Below are 15,487 nucleotides of genomic sequence, written 5' to 3'. Positions count from 1 at the left end.
ATCGGTCCATGACCGGCACCACCGGAGTGAGTACCGCCAACAGGGTGGACGTGCCGGAGCCCGGAAGGTTCCGCCGGAAAACACCGAGGGCGCCTCCCCGGGCAGGGAAGGCGCCCTCGGCGAAGGCCTCCGGATCAGCCGTTATCGCGGCTCTTGGCGCGCGAACGCTCCTTGGCGCGGGTGGAGATGTCAAGGGTGACCTTGCGGACGCGCACCGCCTCCGGGGCGACCTCGACGCACTCGTCGCTGGCGCAGAACTCCAGCGCCTCCTCCAGGCTGAGCTTGCGCGGGCGGGCCAGCCGCTCCAGCTCGTCCCCCGCGGAGGTGCGCATGTTGGTGAGCTTCTTTTCCTTGGTGATGTTGATGTCGAGATCCTCCATACGCGGGTTCTCGCCCACGACCATGCCCTCGTACACCTCGGCACCCGGCTCCACGAAGAAGGTGCCGCGGTCGGCCAGCTGGATCATCGCGTACCCGGTGATCGGGCCGGAGCGGTCGGCCACCAGCGAGCCGGTGTGCCGGGTGCGGATCTCGCCCGCCCACGGGAAGTAGCCCTCGAACACGTGGTTCGCGATGCCGGTGCCGCGGGTCTCGGTGAGGAAGTCGGTGCGGAAACTGATCAGGCCGCGCGAGGGCAGCACGTAGACCAGCTTGATCCGGCCGCTGCCGTTGCCGCTCATGTCCTCCATACGGCCCTTGCGCGCGGCGAGCAGCTGGGTGATCGCGCCGAGGTGCTCCTCCGGCGAATCGATGTACAGCCGCTCGAACGGCTCGTGCAGCTTGCCCTCGATGGTGCGCAGCACCACCTGCGGCTTGCCGACGGTCAGCTCGAAGCCCTCGCGGCGCATCTGCTCGACCAGGATGGCCAGCGCCAGCTCGCCGCGGCCCTGCACCTCCCAGGTGTCCGGCCGCTCGGTGGGCACCACGCGGATCGACACGTTGCCGACCAGCTCGGCGTCCAGGCGGGACTTGACCAGCCGCGCGGTGAGCTTGTCGCCGCCGCCCCGGCCGGCCAGCGGCGAGGAGTTCACCCCGATGGTCATCGAGATGGCGGGCTCGTCCACGGTGATCCGCGGCAGCGCGACCGGGTTGTCCGCGTCGGCCAGCGTGTCGCCGATGGTGATCTCCGGGATGCCCGCGATGGCGACCAGATCGCCCGCGGAGGCCTCGGTGGCCGGTACCCGGGTGAGCGCCTCGGTGACCAGCAGCTCGGAGATGCGCACATTCTGCACCGAACCGTCGGCACGCATCCAGGCCACGGTCTGGCCCTTGCGCAGCCGGCCCGCGTGCATGCGGATCAGCGCGATCCGGCCGAGGAAGTTGGACGCGTCGAGGTTGGTGACCAGCGCCTGCAGCGGGGCGTCCGGGTCCGCGACCGGGGCCGGGACGTGCTTGAGCAGGGTGTCGAACAGCGGGTCCAGGCTCTCGCTGTCGGGCAGTCCGCCGTCCGCGGGCTGCTCCAGGCTCGCCTTGCCGGCCCGCGCCGAGGCGTAGACGACCGGGAGGTCGAGAATCGCGTCGTGATCGGCGTCCTCGATGTCGCCGGCCAGGTCGAGCAGCAGGTCGTGGGTCTCCTCCACGACCTCGGAGATGCGCGCGTCCGGACGGTCGACCTTGTTCACCACGAGGATCACCGGCAGGTGCGCCTCAAGCGTCTTGCGCAGCACGAAGCGGGTCTGCGGCAGCGGCCCTTCGCTGGCGTCGACGAGCAGGACGACCCCGTCGACCATGGACAGGCCGCGCTCGACCTCGCCGCCGAAGTCGGCGTGGCCCGGGGTGTCGATCACGTTGATGGTGATCGGCCCGTCCGGGGTCTGGCGGTGGATGGAGGTGTTCTTGGCGAGAATCGTGATGCCCTTTTCCCGCTCCAGCTCACCGGAGTCCATCACGCGGTCGACCACCTCGGCACGTTCGGCGAACGCGCCGGACTGCCGGAGCATGGCGTCGACCAGCGTGGTCTTGCCGTGGTCGACGTGCGCTACGATCGCGACGTTGCGCAGGTCGGACCGGATCTTGCCGGACGCGCGGCCGGGTTCGACCGCGGTGGCGCTTGCTGCGGGCACGCGAGTACTCCTGAACGTCGAATGAAATGCGGGTGGGCGGCCGCGTCGCGGGCGGAAACCGGGCCGGGGGCCACGGGTGCCGGACAGCGGACCGGCTCGGGATGACCGGCTCTGGCCACACGCGGACTTCATCAGGATACCTGGTGGCGGGATGTGAGGAGCGCCACGCCCTATTGTCGGTTAGCCTCACCTAACCTGGAAGCTCTTGGTGGCCGGCTTCCGGAACGAGGCGCGCAGTGGGCAAGAAGCACCCCGACGACCCGCGGGCCGTCGTGCGCAAGCTCATGAAAAAGGGCAAGGTCAAGAAGAAGTGCTGCCGGTCCAAGAGCCGCTGCGGGAAGTGCCCGGTGCTGGCGTTGAAGAAAGCCAAGCAGGCAGCCTGAGCCGGGTGCGTGCGGTGTGCGCTTTTGGTCTGTGAAGGGGCCCTTCACAGACTCTGAGTCCGTGAAGGGCCCCTTCACGGACCCGAAACGGGTCCGGCGCACGCCACGAGGTGGTCGCACCACACCTCCGCAACGCCCGCTGCCGGGTCCCCGACCAACTTTGCCGGAACCCTAGACTCTGAGTCCGTGAAGGGGTCCTTCACGGCACCGCGGCCGAAGCGAGGTCCCGGATGCGGGTCAGTGCGGCGCGGCCTCGTTGATCAGCAGCAGTTCCGGGGCGGTCCTGGTCGGCGAGAACGCGATCACCTCGTACTGCGCGAGCCCCCGCACGGCGAGCGGGTCGGTGGCGAGGATCGCATCCAGCCTCGCGCGGTCCATCGGGCGGACGATGATCACCCCGCCGACGCGGGGCCGCTGCGCGCCGGAGGCCAGGAAGTGTCCCTGGTCGTACTGCTCTCCCAGCCATTCGTGGTGTTCCGGCAGCGCGCCGTCGATCTCCTCGGACGGCGCGGTGTAGCTGAGCAAGACGACATACATGGGTTCGACGGTAGTCCCCTCGTCCGCGGTCCGGCAGCGGTCTCGTGGGCTATATTCGGGGCATGCGCGCTTCGAGTACCCAGTGGTGGCCGCCCGACGGCGGCCCCGAAGCTCTGCGCTGATCAAGCAAAGGCCGCCCCGGTGGGTGGCCTTCTCCATGTCCGTCTCCCCCCGGGTGCACGACCGAAACCGGGAGAGGAAACCCATGGTCCAGCTGTCCGGCATCACCCCGTCCGGCCACGTCCAGCTCGGCAACCACCTCGGCGCCACCCGGCGCTGGGCGGCCGAGGGCGGGCCGCAGGACCTGTACTTCGTGTCCGATCTGCACGCGATGACCACCGCGCACAACCCGGCGAAGCTGCGTTCGCTGGCCACCGAGCAGCTCGCCGTGCTGGTGGCCACCGGGATCGAGCCGGAACGCGTGTTCGTGCAGTCCGATCTCGCCCGTGCGCTGGGTGCTCTGACCTGGGTGCTCGAATGCACCTGCGCGTACGGCGAGGCAGCCAGGATGATCCAGTTCAAGGAGAAGTCGAAGGGACAGGCCGGGGTCCGGCTGAGCCTGCTGACCTATCCGGTGCTGATGGCCGCGGACATCCTGCTGCAGGGCGCCGACGAGGTGCCGGTCGGCGAGGACCAGCGCCAGCACGTGGAGCTGGCCCGCACGCTGGCCCGCCGGTTCAACGCCACCTACGGCGAGGTGTTCACCGTGCCCGAGGCGGTGCTGCCGCCCACCGGTGCGCGGGTGAAGGACCTGGCCGAGCCGACGCGCAAGATGTCGAAGTCCGCGAGGGACGAGGCCGGTGTGGTGTTCGTGCTCGACGACCCGGACCAGGTGCGCCGCAAGATCCGCCGGGCACGCACGGACGGCGGTTCGGTACCCGCCTACGCCCCCGAGACCCGCCCGGGAATCGCCAATCTGCTCGACATCCTCGCCGCGTGCACCGGCGGTGATCCGGCCGCGCTGGCCGAGCAGTACCCGTCCTACGGGGTGCTGAAGGACGCCGTGGCGGACGCGGTGATCGAGGAGCTGCGCCCGGTGCGGGAAGGCACCCGCGCGCTACTCGACGACGTCGCCGAGCTGGAGCGGGTGCGCAAGGCCGGCGCGGAACGTGCGGCAGACCGTGGCGAGCATCGGGTTTCCGCGGCGTTGCGGCTTATCGGCGGGGTGTGAAAGTGCGGGTTCTTCCGGCAGGGCGCACCGTCGTTTGTTTCGGCGGTGTCGTTTCTTGCCCCCGGGTCGGCGGTCGAAGGGCGCGTCAGGCCAGCAACCCGTGCAACGCGGGAAGCAGGCCCCGGTCGGCGGGGAGCCAGTCGATGTCGTCCAGCTCGTCCGGCCCGACCCAGCGCAACGCCGTGTGCTCGACCGCGCGCGGCTCGGCACCCGGCGAAATCAGCTCGGCGGCATAGACCCGGAGCACTTTCCCGCCGGGCAGCGGCACTTCCGGCCCCACCCGGGCACCGACGGTCACCACCACGTCGAGTTCCTCCTGGCACTCCCGCGCCAGCGCGAACGCCTCGGTCTCCCCGGCCTCGACCCGGCCGCCCGGCAGCTCCCACTGCCCCGCGTGGTGCGGCGGCCAAGCCCGTTGCTGGGCGAGCAGTTTGCCTTCGCGCACCAGCGCGGCCCCGACGATGACCCCGTCCATCCGCCCAGTCTCTCGCACGGTGGATGCCCCGCGGCGGCCCACCCCGCGCTCGGCCCGCTCACGACATCTTAGGGCTGTGAAGGGGCCCTTCACGGACTCTGAGTCCGTGAAGGGCCCCTTCACAGCCGCGGCGCGCGATCGACCCAGCCAGCCAGCCCCACCGACCTCACTGGCCGGTGGCTCGCCAGGTGATCTCGAACCGCGCCCCGCCGTCCGGGGACTCCGTGACCCGGGCCCGGCCCCCGCGCCGGCGGACCGCCTCGGCGACCATCGCCAGCCCCAGCCCGGTACCGCCGGAGCTGCGCGCCCGATCGTCGGCCGCCCGGTAGAACCGGTCGAACACCTTCCGCCGGTGCTCCGGCGCGACGCCCGGCCCGTCGTCGTCCACGACGACCCGCACGCTTGAGCGGGAAGCCAGCACGGACACCACGATCTGCCCCGCCGCGTACCGGCAAGCGTTGCGCAGCAGGTTGTCCAGCACCAGTTCGACCTCCTGGTGTGAGGCAAAAGCCCAGGCCTGCGCCACGGCGGTACTCACCCGGGTCTGCGGCGCACCGGCGGGCAACCTGCCGACCGCGGCACGCACCTCCGAGACCATCTCGACGGGTTCCGCGGGCGGCACCTCGCCGGCGTCCGAGCGGGCGAGGGTGAGCAAACCGTCCAGCAGCGCGGAAAGCCGTTCGGCCTCGGTGAGGATGTCCGACAGCGTTTCCTGCGCCAGCTCCGGATCCGGGTTCGTCACGGCCACTTCGGCCTGCACCCGGATCGAGGCGACCGGCGAGCGCAGCTCGTGCGCCGCATCCCCGGTGAACCGGCGCAACCGCGCGCTCACCTCCTCCTGCCGGGCGAGCAGCGCGTTGAACTCGTCGGCCAGCGCGCGCATCTCGTCCTGCGATTTCGGTACCGGCAGCCGGGAACCCGACGGCAGGGCGCGCACCAGCCCGCGCAGCCGGGCCACCGGCCGCAACGCGCGTCCTACCACCAGCCATGTCGCAAACCCCGCCACCACGGTGCCGAGCACTGCGACGAGCACCAGCCACACCCCGCCGTAGTGCACCGTCGCGGCGAACCCGACCAGCCCGGCGCCTGCGACCACGAGCCGCTGGCTGCCGTCCGGCGCGGTCACCACCTGGCCCTGCCAGCGGGAACTGCCGTGCTGCACTGACGCGCCCGCCTTGAGCTGCGCGACCTCCGGACCGATCAGCTCCGGGCGCGGCTGCCCGTCGACCGGACCGCCCGCGATGTCGAGCACCCGTAAGGTCACCGGGCCGGTGGAAGCGAGCGGGCGGCCGGCGGTGACCTCCGCGGTGGCTGGGCCGATTGCTTCGGCCAGTTCGTGGTCGACCGAGCCGGTCAGCAACGACTGCAGCTGTCCGGCGGCCAGCGTGGCGAGACCCAGCAAGCCGACCAGGGTGAGCACGGTTGCCAGCACGGTGATCCGCACGCGCAGCGAACGGGCGTGCCACCAGCCGATCACTTGACCTCGTCCGGCTGCGGGTCCGAAGCAAGGTAGCCGTGCCCACGCACCGTACGCAGCAGCGAACCTGCGCCGACCCCGTCGAGTTTGCGCCGCACGTACCCCACGTACACCTCGACGAGGTTGCGCGTGACCGACTGCTCCTCACCCCACACCGTACGCAGCAGCTCGTCCTTCGTCACCACGGTGCCGGACCGGCCGACGAGGACCTCCAGCAACGCGAACTCGCGCGGGCTGAGCGGGACCTCCTGACCGTCCCAGCGCACCTGTCGCAGCGCGCGATCCACTTCCAGCGCACCGAGTTTCAGCATCCCGCGAGACGCCTCCGGCCCGGCGCGACGCAACACCGCCCGCAGCTGCGCGACCAGCACGACGAAGGAGAACGGCTTCACGAGGTACCCATCGGCGCCCAGGTCGAGACCGTCGGCCTGGTCGATTTCCCCGTCCTTTGCGGACACGAGCAGTACCGGCGTGCTCACGCCCTCCGCGCGCAGCCGTTCCAGCACCCGGTACCCGGACAACCCGGGCAGCATGATGTCCAGCAGCACGACGTCGAACGAGCCGGTGCGGGCGAGCTGCAGCCCGCTGGGCCCGTCCGCGGCGGTGACCACGTCCATGTCCTCCGCACGCAGGCCGCGCTGCAGTGCTTTGCGCACACCCGGCTCGTCGTCGACCACCAGCACCCGAGGTTTCACGGACTTCATCATGACCGGTTTGCGCAGCTGACGCCTGCGTTCTCAGCGCGATCTCAGCCTCGGGGCCGGACCATTCAGGGGTATCTCAGCCTCGAGAAGGCAGCGTCTGCACCGGGAGCCGAGCACAATCGGGCTCGGGAACACAGGGAGAGACGACATGGATCCGAAGAAGAAGGCCATCACCGCGGCCGTCGTCGGCACCGCCCTCGGTGTCGGCGGGCTGGTTGTGGTCGCGATGCCGGCCTCCGCCGGGGCTGCCCCCCAGCTGCCGCAGGTCAGCGCGGAGGACCTCGTACAGTCGGTGATGACGGCGAAACCCGGCCCGTTCGACGGCACGGTGCAGGTCAGCAACGACCTCGGCCTGCCGCAGGTGGGCAACGCGATCCCCGGCGCGGCGATGCTGAACGTCGATTCGGCGCATGTGTTCAGCGACGGTGCGGGCAAGGCGAAGGTGTCGCTCGCCCGGGGCAGCTCGCAGGAGACGTTCATCCACAACGGCAACACCATCTGGGACTACAAGTCGCAGGACAACACCGCGACGAAGACGACCATCCCGGCCGGCGTGGCGACCGGGCAGCACGGCATCGGCGAGGGCAAGGCGACTGACCCGGCCACCGCGGCGAAGGACCTGCTCGCGAAGGTCAAGGAGACCAGCACCGTGGCGGTCGACGGCACGGCCAACGTCGCCAACCGGTCGGCGTACGAGCTGGTGCTCACTCCGAAGCCGTCCGAGCGCACCCTGCTGCGTGAGATCCGCGTCGCGGTCGACTCGCAGACCCGGATGCCGCTGCGCGTCTCCGTGATGGGCAACGGAACCACTTCGCCGGTGCTGCAGCTGGCGTTCGACCAGATCGAGTTCGCACCGCAGTCGGCCGACCTGTTCACCTTCACCCCGCCCAAGGGCGCGAAGGTGACCGAGAAGACCCCGAAGGCGGACGACAAGGCGAAGTCGATGGCCGGCCAGGCGAAGCAGGACACGAAGGTCGTCGGCAACGGCTGGGACACCGTCGTCGTCGGCAAGCTTCCGGCCGAAGCGCTGCAGCAGAAGCAGGGCCAGAACGGCGAGAAGGGCAACGTGGACCCGCAGAAGCTGCTGGACCGTTTCACCAAGCCGGTGAACGGCACCTGGGGCAGCGGCCACCTGTTCACCACCAAGGTCGGCACGGCCGTGCTGACCGATGACGGCCGCTTCGCCGCCGGTGCGGTGCCGGAGCAGGTCCTGTTCGAAGCGCTGGGCAGCAAGTGACCAGCACGACGATCGAAACCGGGGCGGGCATCTCGGACGAGCTGCCCGCCCCGGCGGTCCCGCTGGCCGCCCGCACCCGCGGCCTGCGCAAGGTCTACCGGAGCACGGTCGCGGTGGACCACGTGGACCTGGACGTGCCCGAGGGTGCGGTGCTCGGCATGCTCGGCCCGAACGGTTCCGGCAAGACCACCACGATCCGGATGCTGCTTGGGCTGGTACGGCCGACCGAAGGCGAGGTCGAGCTGCTCGGCAAGCAGATGCCGGACGAGTCCGCGCACGCGCTGCCGGACGTCGGCGCACTGGTCGAAGGACCGGGCTTCCACCCGTTCCTGTCCGGCCGGGAGAACCTGCTGCGGTTCGCCGCGGCGGAACCACGGCTGGCCGCGAAGGCCATTCCGGCCGCGGTGGACGCGGCGCTGGAGCGGGTCGGCCTGACCGTGGCCGCCCGGCGCAGGTACAAGGGCTACTCGCTCGGTATGAAGCAGCGGCTCGGCCTGGCCGGCGCGCTGCTGGTGCCCCGCCGGATGGTCGTGCTCGACGAGCCCACGAACGGTCTCGATCCGGCGGGTACCAGGGAGATCCGCCGGATCATCGCCGAGCTGCACGCGGACGGCGTGACCGTGGTGGTCTCCTCGCACCTGCTGGCCGAGGTCGAGGCGACCTGCACACACGTGGCGGTGCTGCAGTCGGGCACCGTGGTCGCCCAGGGCGAGCTGGCCGAGCTGCTGGAATCCGGGAACGCGGCGCTGGTGGTCCGCACCCCGGACGCCGAGCGGGCGCTGGAAACCTTGCGGGAGAACCGGATCGGTGCCCGGCTGACCCCGGACGGCGTGCGCGCCGACCTCACCGCCACGCCCGCGCCGCGCGTGCTGCAGGTGCTCGTGCAGGGCGGCATCGAGGTGCACGAGGCGACCCGGGCACGCACCGGGCTGGAGGATCTGTTCGCGCGGCTCACCGAAGGGGAATCGGAAGCCGGCGAAGACGAGGGGGCGGCATGACCACCGCAACGCTCACCGCGCCGGTAAGCCGGACCGGACACGACGCCGTGCCGCTGGCCCGGCTGGTCGCCGCGGAGCTGCGCTGGATCTTCCGGCGGCCACGCACGCTGGCGGTACTCGGCCTCCTGGCGCTGGTACCGATCGTGATCGGCGTGGGGCTGACGCTGGTCGGGCAGAACGCGTCCGGCAACGGCGGGGGTGACCAAGAAGGCGCGTTGATCTCGGCGGCGGTCAACAACGCGTTCGTCCTGCCTATCGCCGCGATGGTGATGACGCTGACCTTGCTGCTGCCGCTGGCCTCGGCGATGGCGGGCGCGGACGCGATCGCCGGCGAGGCGGCGCACGGCACCCTGCGCGGCTGGCTCATCGCGCCGGTGAGCCGGGGCAGGCTGCTGACGGTCAAGGCCATCGGCGTGGGGGTCGTGACGCTGGTCGCGGTGCTTGGGATGTGCGTGACCGGGGTGGTCACCGGGCTGATCCTGAACGGCACGGACTCGCTGTTCACCTTGTCCGGCACCACGTTGTCCCTCGGCGGGGCGCTGGTCCGGATCCTGCTCGTGGCGGGCTGGATCGTGTTGCAGATGTGGGCGGTCGGCGCGGTCGCGCTGGCCGTGTCCAGCTGGACCGAGCACCCGATGCTGGTGGTCGCCTCGGTGCTGGCGGGCAACATCGTGTTCACCATCCTCGGGCTCCTGTCCTCTTTGGACTGGCTGCACCCGTTCCTGCTCACGCAGAACTGGACCGAGGCGCCGGCCGAGGTGCTGCAGGACCCGATGTCCTCGGCCATGCTCGGCGAAGGCGCCCTGCGCGCGGCCTGTTACCTCGTGGTCGGCCTGTCGATCGCCTACGGCCGGCTGTCGACGCGGGATGGCTGAAAGGCTGTGAAGGGGCCCTTCACAGCCTCTGAGTCCGTGAAGGGCCCCTTCACAGCCCTACTACCGTGATCCCGTCCGGATCGAGGGTGAGGCGGACGGGGTCGCCCGCGCGCAGGTCCGCGGCGGCCGGCGCGACGGCGTCCACTGTGGACTCAGCAAGCCGCACGACGAGGCGTACGTGATCACGCCGGTGCACGGCGGCGGTGACCTCGCCGGGCAGCCCCTCGGCGGCCACCCGCAGGCCGTGCGGACGTAGTCCCAGCCGGACCGGGCCGTCCGGAGCGTCGGGTACGGCGACGGCGCCTAGTTCCGTGCCCACCACGCCCGACTCCGCGGTACCGGGCAGGAATGTGCTGACGCCGAGGAACCGGGCGACCACCTCGTCGGCCGGACGCCGCCACACCGAACCGACCGCGCCTTCCTGGCGGATCTCTCCAGCGTCGAGCACCGCCACCCGGTCGGCGAGGGTGAACGCCTCCTCCTGATCGTGCGTGACCAGCAGCGCGGTGATTTTGCTGCGCCGCAGCAACTCCGCCAGGTCGATCGCCAGCTGTTCGCGCAGCCCGGCGTCGAGCCCGGACAGCGGCTCGTCGAGCAGCAGCAACCGGGGCTCCGGCGCCAGCGCACGGGCCAGCGCGACCCGCTGGGCCTGGCCACCGGACAGCTCGGTCACCCGCCGCCGTTCGAACCCGGCCAGCCCGACCAGGTCCAGCAGCTCGGCGACCCGCTTCGCGTGCTGCGCCCGCGGCACTCCGTGCATACGCAGCCCGAACGCGATGTTCGCGGCGACGTCGCGGTGCGGGAACAGCTGGCCGTCCTGGAAAACCAGGCCGAAACCCCGTTTGTGCACCGGGACCGCAGCCAGATCGGCGCCGTCCCAGGCCACCGTGCCGGCGGACATCGGTTCCAGGCCGGTGATCGCGCGCAGCAGCGTCGACTTTCCCGAGCCGGACGGCCCGAGCAACGCGAGCACCTCACCGTCGGCGAGGTCGAGCCGGGCCTCCCGCACCGCGGTGAAAGATCCATAGTGGACAGTCACATCCCGTACCGACAGCGCCATCAGAACTCCCCTGCCGAACCGAACCGGTCGATCAGCACGACGGCCGCGACCGTCACCAGCATCAGCAACGCGCACGCGGCGTAGGCCATCTGGTTGTTCAGCTCCCCCGGCCTGCCCATCAGCGTGGCGACCGCCACCGGCAAGGTCGGCGCGTCCGGGCGGGCGAGGAAGCTCGTCGCGCCGAACTCGCCGAGCGCGACCACGAAACCGAAACCGGCCGCGGCCACCAGCGAACGCGCGACCAGCGGCAGATCGACCTCCCGCCACACCCGCAGCGGGCTCGCACCCAGGGTCGCCGCGGCCTGACGCAGCCGTTCGTCGATCGCCCGCAGCACCGGCAGGATCATCCGCACCACCAGCGGAATGATCACCAGCGCCTGGGCCAGCGGCACGAGCATCGGCGACGTCCGCAGGTCGCCGGGCAGCGCGTCGAGCGTCACCAGGTAACCGAATCCGACGGTCACCGCGGAAACCCCGAGTGGCAGCATCAATGCGGCGTCCATCGTCTCCCCGGCGCCGCGCGCGAGCAGTCCGGGCGAACGGCGCAGCACGACCAGCACCACGCTCGCGATCACCCCGATGGCCATCGCGAGCAGGGTCGCGTCGGTCGCCGCCGCCAGCGAATTCTGGACGGCGACCCACCCCGTCACCTGCAGCGCGCCGTTCGCTCCAGTACCCGCCAGCGCGCGGTACCCCGCGAAGCTCCACCCGTCCGGTGTGGAGACGGATTCGACGAGCAACGCGACGATCGGCGTCAGCAGCAGCCCGAGCACCACCATCGCGGCCGTGACCACGTACCACTGCCCGCCTTGCGGCCTGCGGGCAGTAACCTGCGCTGCGCGCAGCCGTACGGCGCTCTCCCGGCGCCGCCGTGCCATGGCGCCGAGCGCAAGGGCCGCGACCACCGCGGCGAACTGGAGCAACGAGAGCGCGGCAGCGCCGGAGAGGTCCAGCAGGTCGACGGTCCGCAGGTAGATCTCCGTCTCCAGGGTGCGGTAGCTTCCGCCGCCGAGGATCAGCACCACGCCGAAACTGGTGGCACAAAAGAGGAACACCACTGCTGCCGCGGACGCGACTGCCGGCGCGAGCGCAGGCAGCGTGACCGTGCGAAACGCCCGCCACGGCGACGCACCCAGCGCCCGCGCTGCCTCGGCCGCCCGCGGATCGAGATGCGCCCACAGCCCGGAGACGGTCCGCGCAACCACCGCGACGTTGAAGAACGCGTTGGCCAGCACGAGCGGCAGTACTCCGCCGTCCGGCCACAACGCGCGGAAGGCCAGGCCGACGACCACCGTCGGCAACACGAAGGGGATCAGCACGATGGTGCGTGCGAGCCCGATGCCAGGCAGCCGGACCCTGGCGAGCAGGAACGCCACGGGCAGCCCGGCCACCAGCGCCACCACCGTGGAGGCGGCGGCGCTGCCCAGCGTGAATCCGGCCAGCCGCCAGGTCTGCGGGTCCCCCAGGACGGTGTCCACGCCGCCCGCGGAGAATCCGCGGCCGACGATCGCCACCACCGGCCAGGCGAAGAACACCACCAGAAACGCGACCGGCAGCAGGCCGAGCAGCGTCAGCCCGGCGGTGCGAGCCGGTCTCAGGCTCCCATGAGCGAGCGCCATGCACCGATCCACTTCTCGCGACCGGCCTGGATCTTGTCGGCCGGCATGGTCGCCGAGGCAGTCGGCAGCGGTGCCGCGTTCGCCCAGCCCGCGGGCAGCTCGACGCCCGTGCGCGTGGGATAGACGTACATGTTCGCCGCGACCGTGGTCTGGAACTGCTGGGACAGCAGGAAGTCGACCACCTTCTGCGCCTCCGGCACGTGCTTGCTGCCGGTCAGCACCCCGGCGTACTCGACCTGCCGGAAGCAGGTGTCGAGCAGCGCCTTCGTCCGCGGCTTGCCGTCCTCGCCCAGCTCAGCGGCGGGCGACGAAGCGTAGGAGACCACGATCGGGCGAGGCCCCTTGCCGGACGAGCCGGAGAAGTCCTTGGTGTAGGCCTCCTCCCAGCCGCTGTCGATCTTGAGCCCATTGGCCTTCAGCCGGTTCCAGTAGTCCTGCCAGCCGTTCTCGCCGTACTTCGCGATCGTGCCGAGCAGGAAGGCCAGCCCCGGCGAGGCCGTGGCCGGGCTCTCCGCGACCATCAGGTCCTTGTACTGGGGCTCGGCCAGCTCGTCGTAGGAGGTAGGGGCCGGGATGCCCTTGGCTGCGAAGTAGCCCGTGTCCACGTTCACGCACACATCGCCGACATCCACCGCGGAAAGCCGGTGCTGGGTGTCCACCGCGTACCGTTGCGGCCCACGGTCGGCCTCAGGGCTGGTGTACGACTGGAATACGCCCTCGCCGAGCGCGCGGGACGCGAACGTGTTGTCGACCCCGTACGCGACGTCGCCGATCGGGTTGCCCTTCGTCAGCACCAGCTTGTTGGTGAGCGCGCCCGCGTCGCCGGACTTGAGAATCTTGAGCGTGATGCCGGACTGGCGGTGGAAGGCGTCGAGCACCTCCTGCGGTACCACGAACGAATCGTGGGTGACCAGCGTCAGCGTGGGTTCCTGCTGTTCGGAGCTCGCCGAGCCGCCGGTGTCGCCGCCCGACAGCGAACAGGCGCTCGCCAGCACCGCGACCGTGAAAAGGCCCAGCACCGTGCGTGCGGTCCGCGGAATCATCTGTCCTCCTGCAGTGCACCGGGCAGCGGAGGAGGGTAGGGCCTCCCTGCGCCGGCATGATCCGGATTCAGGTGCGAACGGTCGCGGACCGGGTGCCCGCCTCTCAGCCCGGCGTACCGGACTCCCGTGGCAACCTCGGAGCGTAGCCGACACCATGGAGGGATGACGGAACTCCTGAGCGACTCGGCCGCCGACGAGGCGGTACGCACCCTGTCCGGCTGGCATCGCGAGGCCGAGACCATCGTCCGTATTGTGAAACTGTCCTCGTTCCCGGCCGCGATCGAGGTGGTCGACCGGGTGGCCGAGCTGGCCGAGGCCGCCGATCACCACCCGGACATCGACATCCGCTGGCGGACCCTGACCTTCCGGCTGAGCACGCACTACCTCGGCGGCCTGACCGAACGCGACTTCGCCTTGGCCCGCCAGATCGACGCGCTGCTGGCAACCACCTGACCAAGCGTGACATCGGTAACACCGGCGACACCACCAGCCGTCTCGGACGTCTCCCGGACAGGGGAAACAAGCGAACCGGAGGGTGGCGAAGTTGACGCAGGCAATCGTGGTGGGAATGGTGTCGTTCGGCCTGATGGTGGCCGCCGCGGGCGGGGTGCTCTGGCACACCGCCCGCGCCCGGCGTGATTCGTGACACACTTGGTAACAGCGGGCATGATCAAGGCGCTATCCGGGCGGAATCGTTCGGCACCCGGCCACTAGGACACGTCATGCACAGCACGTCGGCCCAGCTCACCACCGTCCAGCGCACCTGGATCACCACCTACGCGACGGCCTTCACCCTGCTCGCGATCATCGTGCTCGGCCTGCTCGGCTGAGTCACTCCGTTTCTCTCGGGGCTCGTCACCACACAGGTGACGAGCCCCGATCCCTTGTGACCGTGTCCTGTTCGATCGGCGGCCTTCCCCGTTCACCGTGATCTCGAAGGCCGACGGTTTAACGTCATGATCATTTCGAACCGTCCCCCGCATTGCGAATCACTCTTTTGGCCTCTCTCGTGGCCGGGATTCCCTCAGAACTTCGTCGCCCACAATGCGATCGGGCAACTTGGCCGCCCTCACTTTGCCGTCGCGGCACTGCACTCTTGCCGTTCGGAATGCCCCGGACAAAGAATCGGTGCACTCGCGCACAGCCCCACCGTCCTTATGACGCAAGGCAACGCGTGCACACGATCCAAGAACGGAGCTGTTCACATGATCCGGAAACTCGTCTCGGGCACCGTGCTGGCTTTGGGGGTCGCTGGCGCGATCGCCGCCACCCAGGGCACCGCTTCCGCTGCTACCTTTGTGCCTGCCGGGGTTTACCCGTCCTCCGACGCCTGCGCCGCCGCGGGCAACGCAGGCTTCCCGCAGCACCGCTGGGTCGACTGGACCCGCAAGGACCTCCACAACCACGGCCAGTACCTGCTGATGGTTCAGCCGACCTACTGAGCACTGTGCGGCGCATTCCGCCATTCTGCGGATGAAGTGTGCCCAATGGCGGAAATCCGCGATCACCGGGTAGTGGTCGCGGATTTCCAGCTTGCCTTTTCGCGTGTTAATACGGTTCGTTTGACTGGAGCACGAACGGGGTACCTGCACTTTAGTGCGGATCGATACCGAAGCGTGGCGGGACCTGCGGCGGACAAGTTTCACGAAGACCACCAGACCAAGGTGCCTCGCAGAAGACTGGCCGACGATACCTTCGTCCACACTGGCAGCGCGCGAGCTGCCGCTGGCGCTGCCACTCGAAGTCGACCTACTCAACCGCGCGCTCGACCACATGACCGAGCAGTCAAAGACGCGGCCGCCGACCAGCGCAGAACCGGATTGAACCGCCAGCACCAACTACAGC

General features: G+C 70.2%; 15 protein-coding genes and 1 riboswitch. Of the genes, 7 read left to right on the top strand and 8 right to left on the bottom strand.

What is annotated here, in order from left to right; translation table 11 throughout:
* Positions 1 to 134: 134 nt before the first annotated feature.
* The gene (typA, locus tag ATK36_RS22905; protein WP_098513372.1) at positions 135 to 2,063 is read right to left on the bottom strand and encodes a translational GTPase TypA; all 1,929 of its coding nucleotides are present in this window, start codon (positions 2,061 to 2,063) and stop codon (positions 135 to 137) included.
* 236 nt (positions 2,064 to 2,299) lie between these two features.
* Between typA and ATK36_RS32430 the strand changes: the two genes are divergently transcribed.
* A complete protein-coding gene (locus ATK36_RS32430) occupies positions 2,300 to 2,446 on the top strand; it encodes a hypothetical protein (protein WP_170069863.1) in 147 nt (48 codons plus the stop codon).
* Positions 2,447 to 2,683: 237 nt separating this feature from the next.
* On the opposite strand, the gene ATK36_RS22900 is transcribed toward ATK36_RS32430, so the two are convergent.
* A complete protein-coding gene (locus ATK36_RS22900; protein ID WP_098513371.1) occupies positions 2,684 to 2,983 on the bottom strand; it encodes a YciI family protein in 300 nt (99 codons plus the stop codon).
* A 205-nt stretch (positions 2,984 to 3,188) separates the two neighbouring features.
* Between ATK36_RS22900 and trpS the strand changes: the two genes are divergently transcribed.
* Entirely contained in the window at positions 3,189 to 4,154 is a 966-nt protein-coding gene (gene trpS, locus ATK36_RS22895; protein WP_098513370.1) for a tryptophan--tRNA ligase, read from the top strand.
* 85 nt (positions 4,155 to 4,239) lie between these two features.
* Here the strand turns inward: trpS and ATK36_RS22890 are convergent, their stop codons facing one another.
* From ATK36_RS22890 to ATK36_RS22880, 3 genes are all read right to left on the bottom strand, one after another.
* A complete protein-coding gene (locus ATK36_RS22890) occupies positions 4,240 to 4,629 on the bottom strand; it encodes a (deoxy)nucleoside triphosphate pyrophosphohydrolase (protein WP_098513369.1) in 390 nt (129 codons plus the stop codon).
* Between the two features lie 166 nt (positions 4,630 to 4,795).
* Positions 4,796 to 6,106 (bottom strand): sensor histidine kinase, encoded by a 1,311-nt coding sequence (locus tag ATK36_RS22885; protein ID WP_098513368.1) that lies wholly within the window; start codon positions 6,104 to 6,106, stop codon positions 4,796 to 4,798.
* Positions 6,103 to 6,813 carry a response regulator transcription factor gene (locus ATK36_RS22880; RefSeq protein WP_170069862.1) on the bottom strand — a complete coding sequence of 237 codons (711 nt, stop codon included), beginning with the start codon at positions 6,811 to 6,813 and terminating at the stop codon, positions 6,103 to 6,105. Before ATK36_RS22880 ends, ATK36_RS22885 begins: the two co-directional genes overlap by 4 nt.
* Positions 6,814 to 6,958: 145 nt before the next feature.
* On the opposite strand from ATK36_RS22880, the gene ATK36_RS22875 reads away from it, so the two are divergent.
* The 3 genes from ATK36_RS22875 to ATK36_RS22865 are packed head-to-tail and all read left to right on the top strand — an operon-like array spanning position 6,959 to position 9,920.
* Positions 6,959 to 8,047: a LolA family protein gene (locus ATK36_RS22875; RefSeq protein WP_098513367.1), complete on the top strand. Its 1,089-nt coding sequence runs from the start codon at positions 6,959 to 6,961 to the stop codon at positions 8,045 to 8,047.
* The gene (locus ATK36_RS22870) at positions 8,044 to 9,045 is read left to right on the top strand and encodes an ABC transporter ATP-binding protein (protein ID WP_098513366.1); all 1,002 of its coding nucleotides are present in this window, start codon (positions 8,044 to 8,046) and stop codon (positions 9,043 to 9,045) included. Before ATK36_RS22875 ends, ATK36_RS22870 begins: the two co-directional genes overlap by 4 nt.
* The gene (locus ATK36_RS22865) at positions 9,042 to 9,920 is read left to right on the top strand and encodes an ABC transporter permease (RefSeq protein WP_098513365.1); all 879 of its coding nucleotides are present in this window, start codon (positions 9,042 to 9,044) and stop codon (positions 9,918 to 9,920) included. Before ATK36_RS22870 ends, ATK36_RS22865 begins: the two co-directional genes overlap by 4 nt.
* Before the next feature lie 49 nt (positions 9,921 to 9,969).
* Here the strand turns inward: ATK36_RS22865 and ATK36_RS22860 are convergent, their stop codons facing one another.
* The 3 genes from ATK36_RS22860 to ATK36_RS22850 are packed head-to-tail and all read right to left on the bottom strand — an operon-like array spanning position 9,970 to position 13,642.
* Positions 9,970 to 10,980 (bottom strand): ABC transporter ATP-binding protein, encoded by a 1,011-nt coding sequence (locus ATK36_RS22860; protein WP_098513364.1) that lies wholly within the window; start codon positions 10,978 to 10,980, stop codon positions 9,970 to 9,972.
* Positions 10,980 to 12,599 carry an ABC transporter permease gene (locus tag ATK36_RS22855; protein ID WP_170069861.1) on the bottom strand — a complete coding sequence of 540 codons (1,620 nt, stop codon included), beginning with the start codon at positions 12,597 to 12,599 and terminating at the stop codon, positions 10,980 to 10,982. The genes ATK36_RS22860 and ATK36_RS22855 overlap by 1 nt, the downstream gene beginning before the upstream one ends.
* On the bottom strand, positions 12,575 to 13,642 hold the full coding sequence (locus ATK36_RS22850; RefSeq protein ID WP_098513363.1) for a thiamine ABC transporter substrate-binding protein: 1,068 nt from the start codon (positions 13,640 to 13,642) through the stop codon (positions 12,575 to 12,577). The genes ATK36_RS22855 and ATK36_RS22850 overlap by 25 nt, the downstream gene beginning before the upstream one ends.
* Positions 13,643 to 13,668: 26 nt before the next feature.
* Positions 13,669 to 13,780, bottom strand: a riboswitch (TPP riboswitch).
* A gap of 24 nt (positions 13,781 to 13,804) precedes the next feature.
* On the opposite strand from ATK36_RS22850, the gene ATK36_RS22845 reads away from it, so the two are divergent.
* Together ATK36_RS22845 and ATK36_RS22840 are read left to right on the top strand one after the other, a co-directional pair.
* Positions 13,805 to 14,095 (top strand): 4a-hydroxytetrahydrobiopterin dehydratase, encoded by a 291-nt coding sequence (locus ATK36_RS22845; protein ID WP_098513362.1) that lies wholly within the window; start codon positions 13,805 to 13,807, stop codon positions 14,093 to 14,095.
* Positions 14,096 to 14,847: 752 nt separating this feature from the next.
* Positions 14,848 to 15,084, top strand: a complete 237-nt coding sequence (locus ATK36_RS22840) for a hypothetical protein (protein ID WP_098513361.1) — start codon at positions 14,848 to 14,850, stop codon at positions 15,082 to 15,084.
* Positions 15,085 to 15,487: the final 403 nt, after the last annotated feature.

It is taken from the genome of Amycolatopsis sulphurea, assembly GCF_002564045.1.
Lineage (GTDB): Bacteria > Actinomycetota > Actinomycetes > Mycobacteriales > Pseudonocardiaceae > Amycolatopsis > Amycolatopsis sulphurea.
This window is presented reverse-complemented; position numbering and strand designations above follow the sequence as displayed.

Excerpts from the sequence above, each read along its gene's own strand:
- ATK36_RS22900 (WP_098513371.1), bottom strand. The coding sequence starts at position 2,983 with ATGTATGTCGTCTTGCTCAGCTACACCGCGCCGTCCGAGGAGATCGAC.
- trpS (WP_098513370.1), top strand. The coding sequence starts at position 3,189 with ATGGTCCAGCTGTCCGGCATCACCCCGTCCGGCCACGTCCAGCTCGGC.
- ATK36_RS22890 (WP_098513369.1), bottom strand. The coding sequence starts at position 4,629 with ATGGACGGGGTCATCGTCGGGGCCGCGCTGGTGCGCGAAGGCAAACTG.
- ATK36_RS22880 (WP_170069862.1), bottom strand. The coding sequence starts at position 6,813 with ATGATGAAGTCCGTGAAACCTCGGGTGCTGGTGGTCGACGACGAGCCG.
- ATK36_RS22875 (WP_098513367.1), top strand. The coding sequence starts at position 6,959 with ATGGATCCGAAGAAGAAGGCCATCACCGCGGCCGTCGTCGGCACCGCC.
- ATK36_RS22865 (WP_098513365.1), top strand. The coding sequence starts at position 9,042 with ATGACCACCGCAACGCTCACCGCGCCGGTAAGCCGGACCGGACACGAC.
- ATK36_RS22860 (WP_098513364.1), bottom strand. The coding sequence starts at position 10,980 with ATGGCGCTGTCGGTACGGGATGTGACTGTCCACTATGGATCTTTCACC.
- ATK36_RS22855 (WP_170069861.1), bottom strand. The coding sequence starts at position 12,599 with ATGGCGCTCGCTCATGGGAGCCTGAGACCGGCTCGCACCGCCGGGCTG.
- ATK36_RS22850 (WP_098513363.1), bottom strand. The coding sequence starts at position 13,642 with ATGATTCCGCGGACCGCACGCACGGTGCTGGGCCTTTTCACGGTCGCG.
- ATK36_RS22845 (WP_098513362.1), top strand. The coding sequence starts at position 13,805 with ATGACGGAACTCCTGAGCGACTCGGCCGCCGACGAGGCGGTACGCACC.
- ATK36_RS22840 (WP_098513361.1), top strand. The coding sequence starts at position 14,848 with ATGATCCGGAAACTCGTCTCGGGCACCGTGCTGGCTTTGGGGGTCGCT.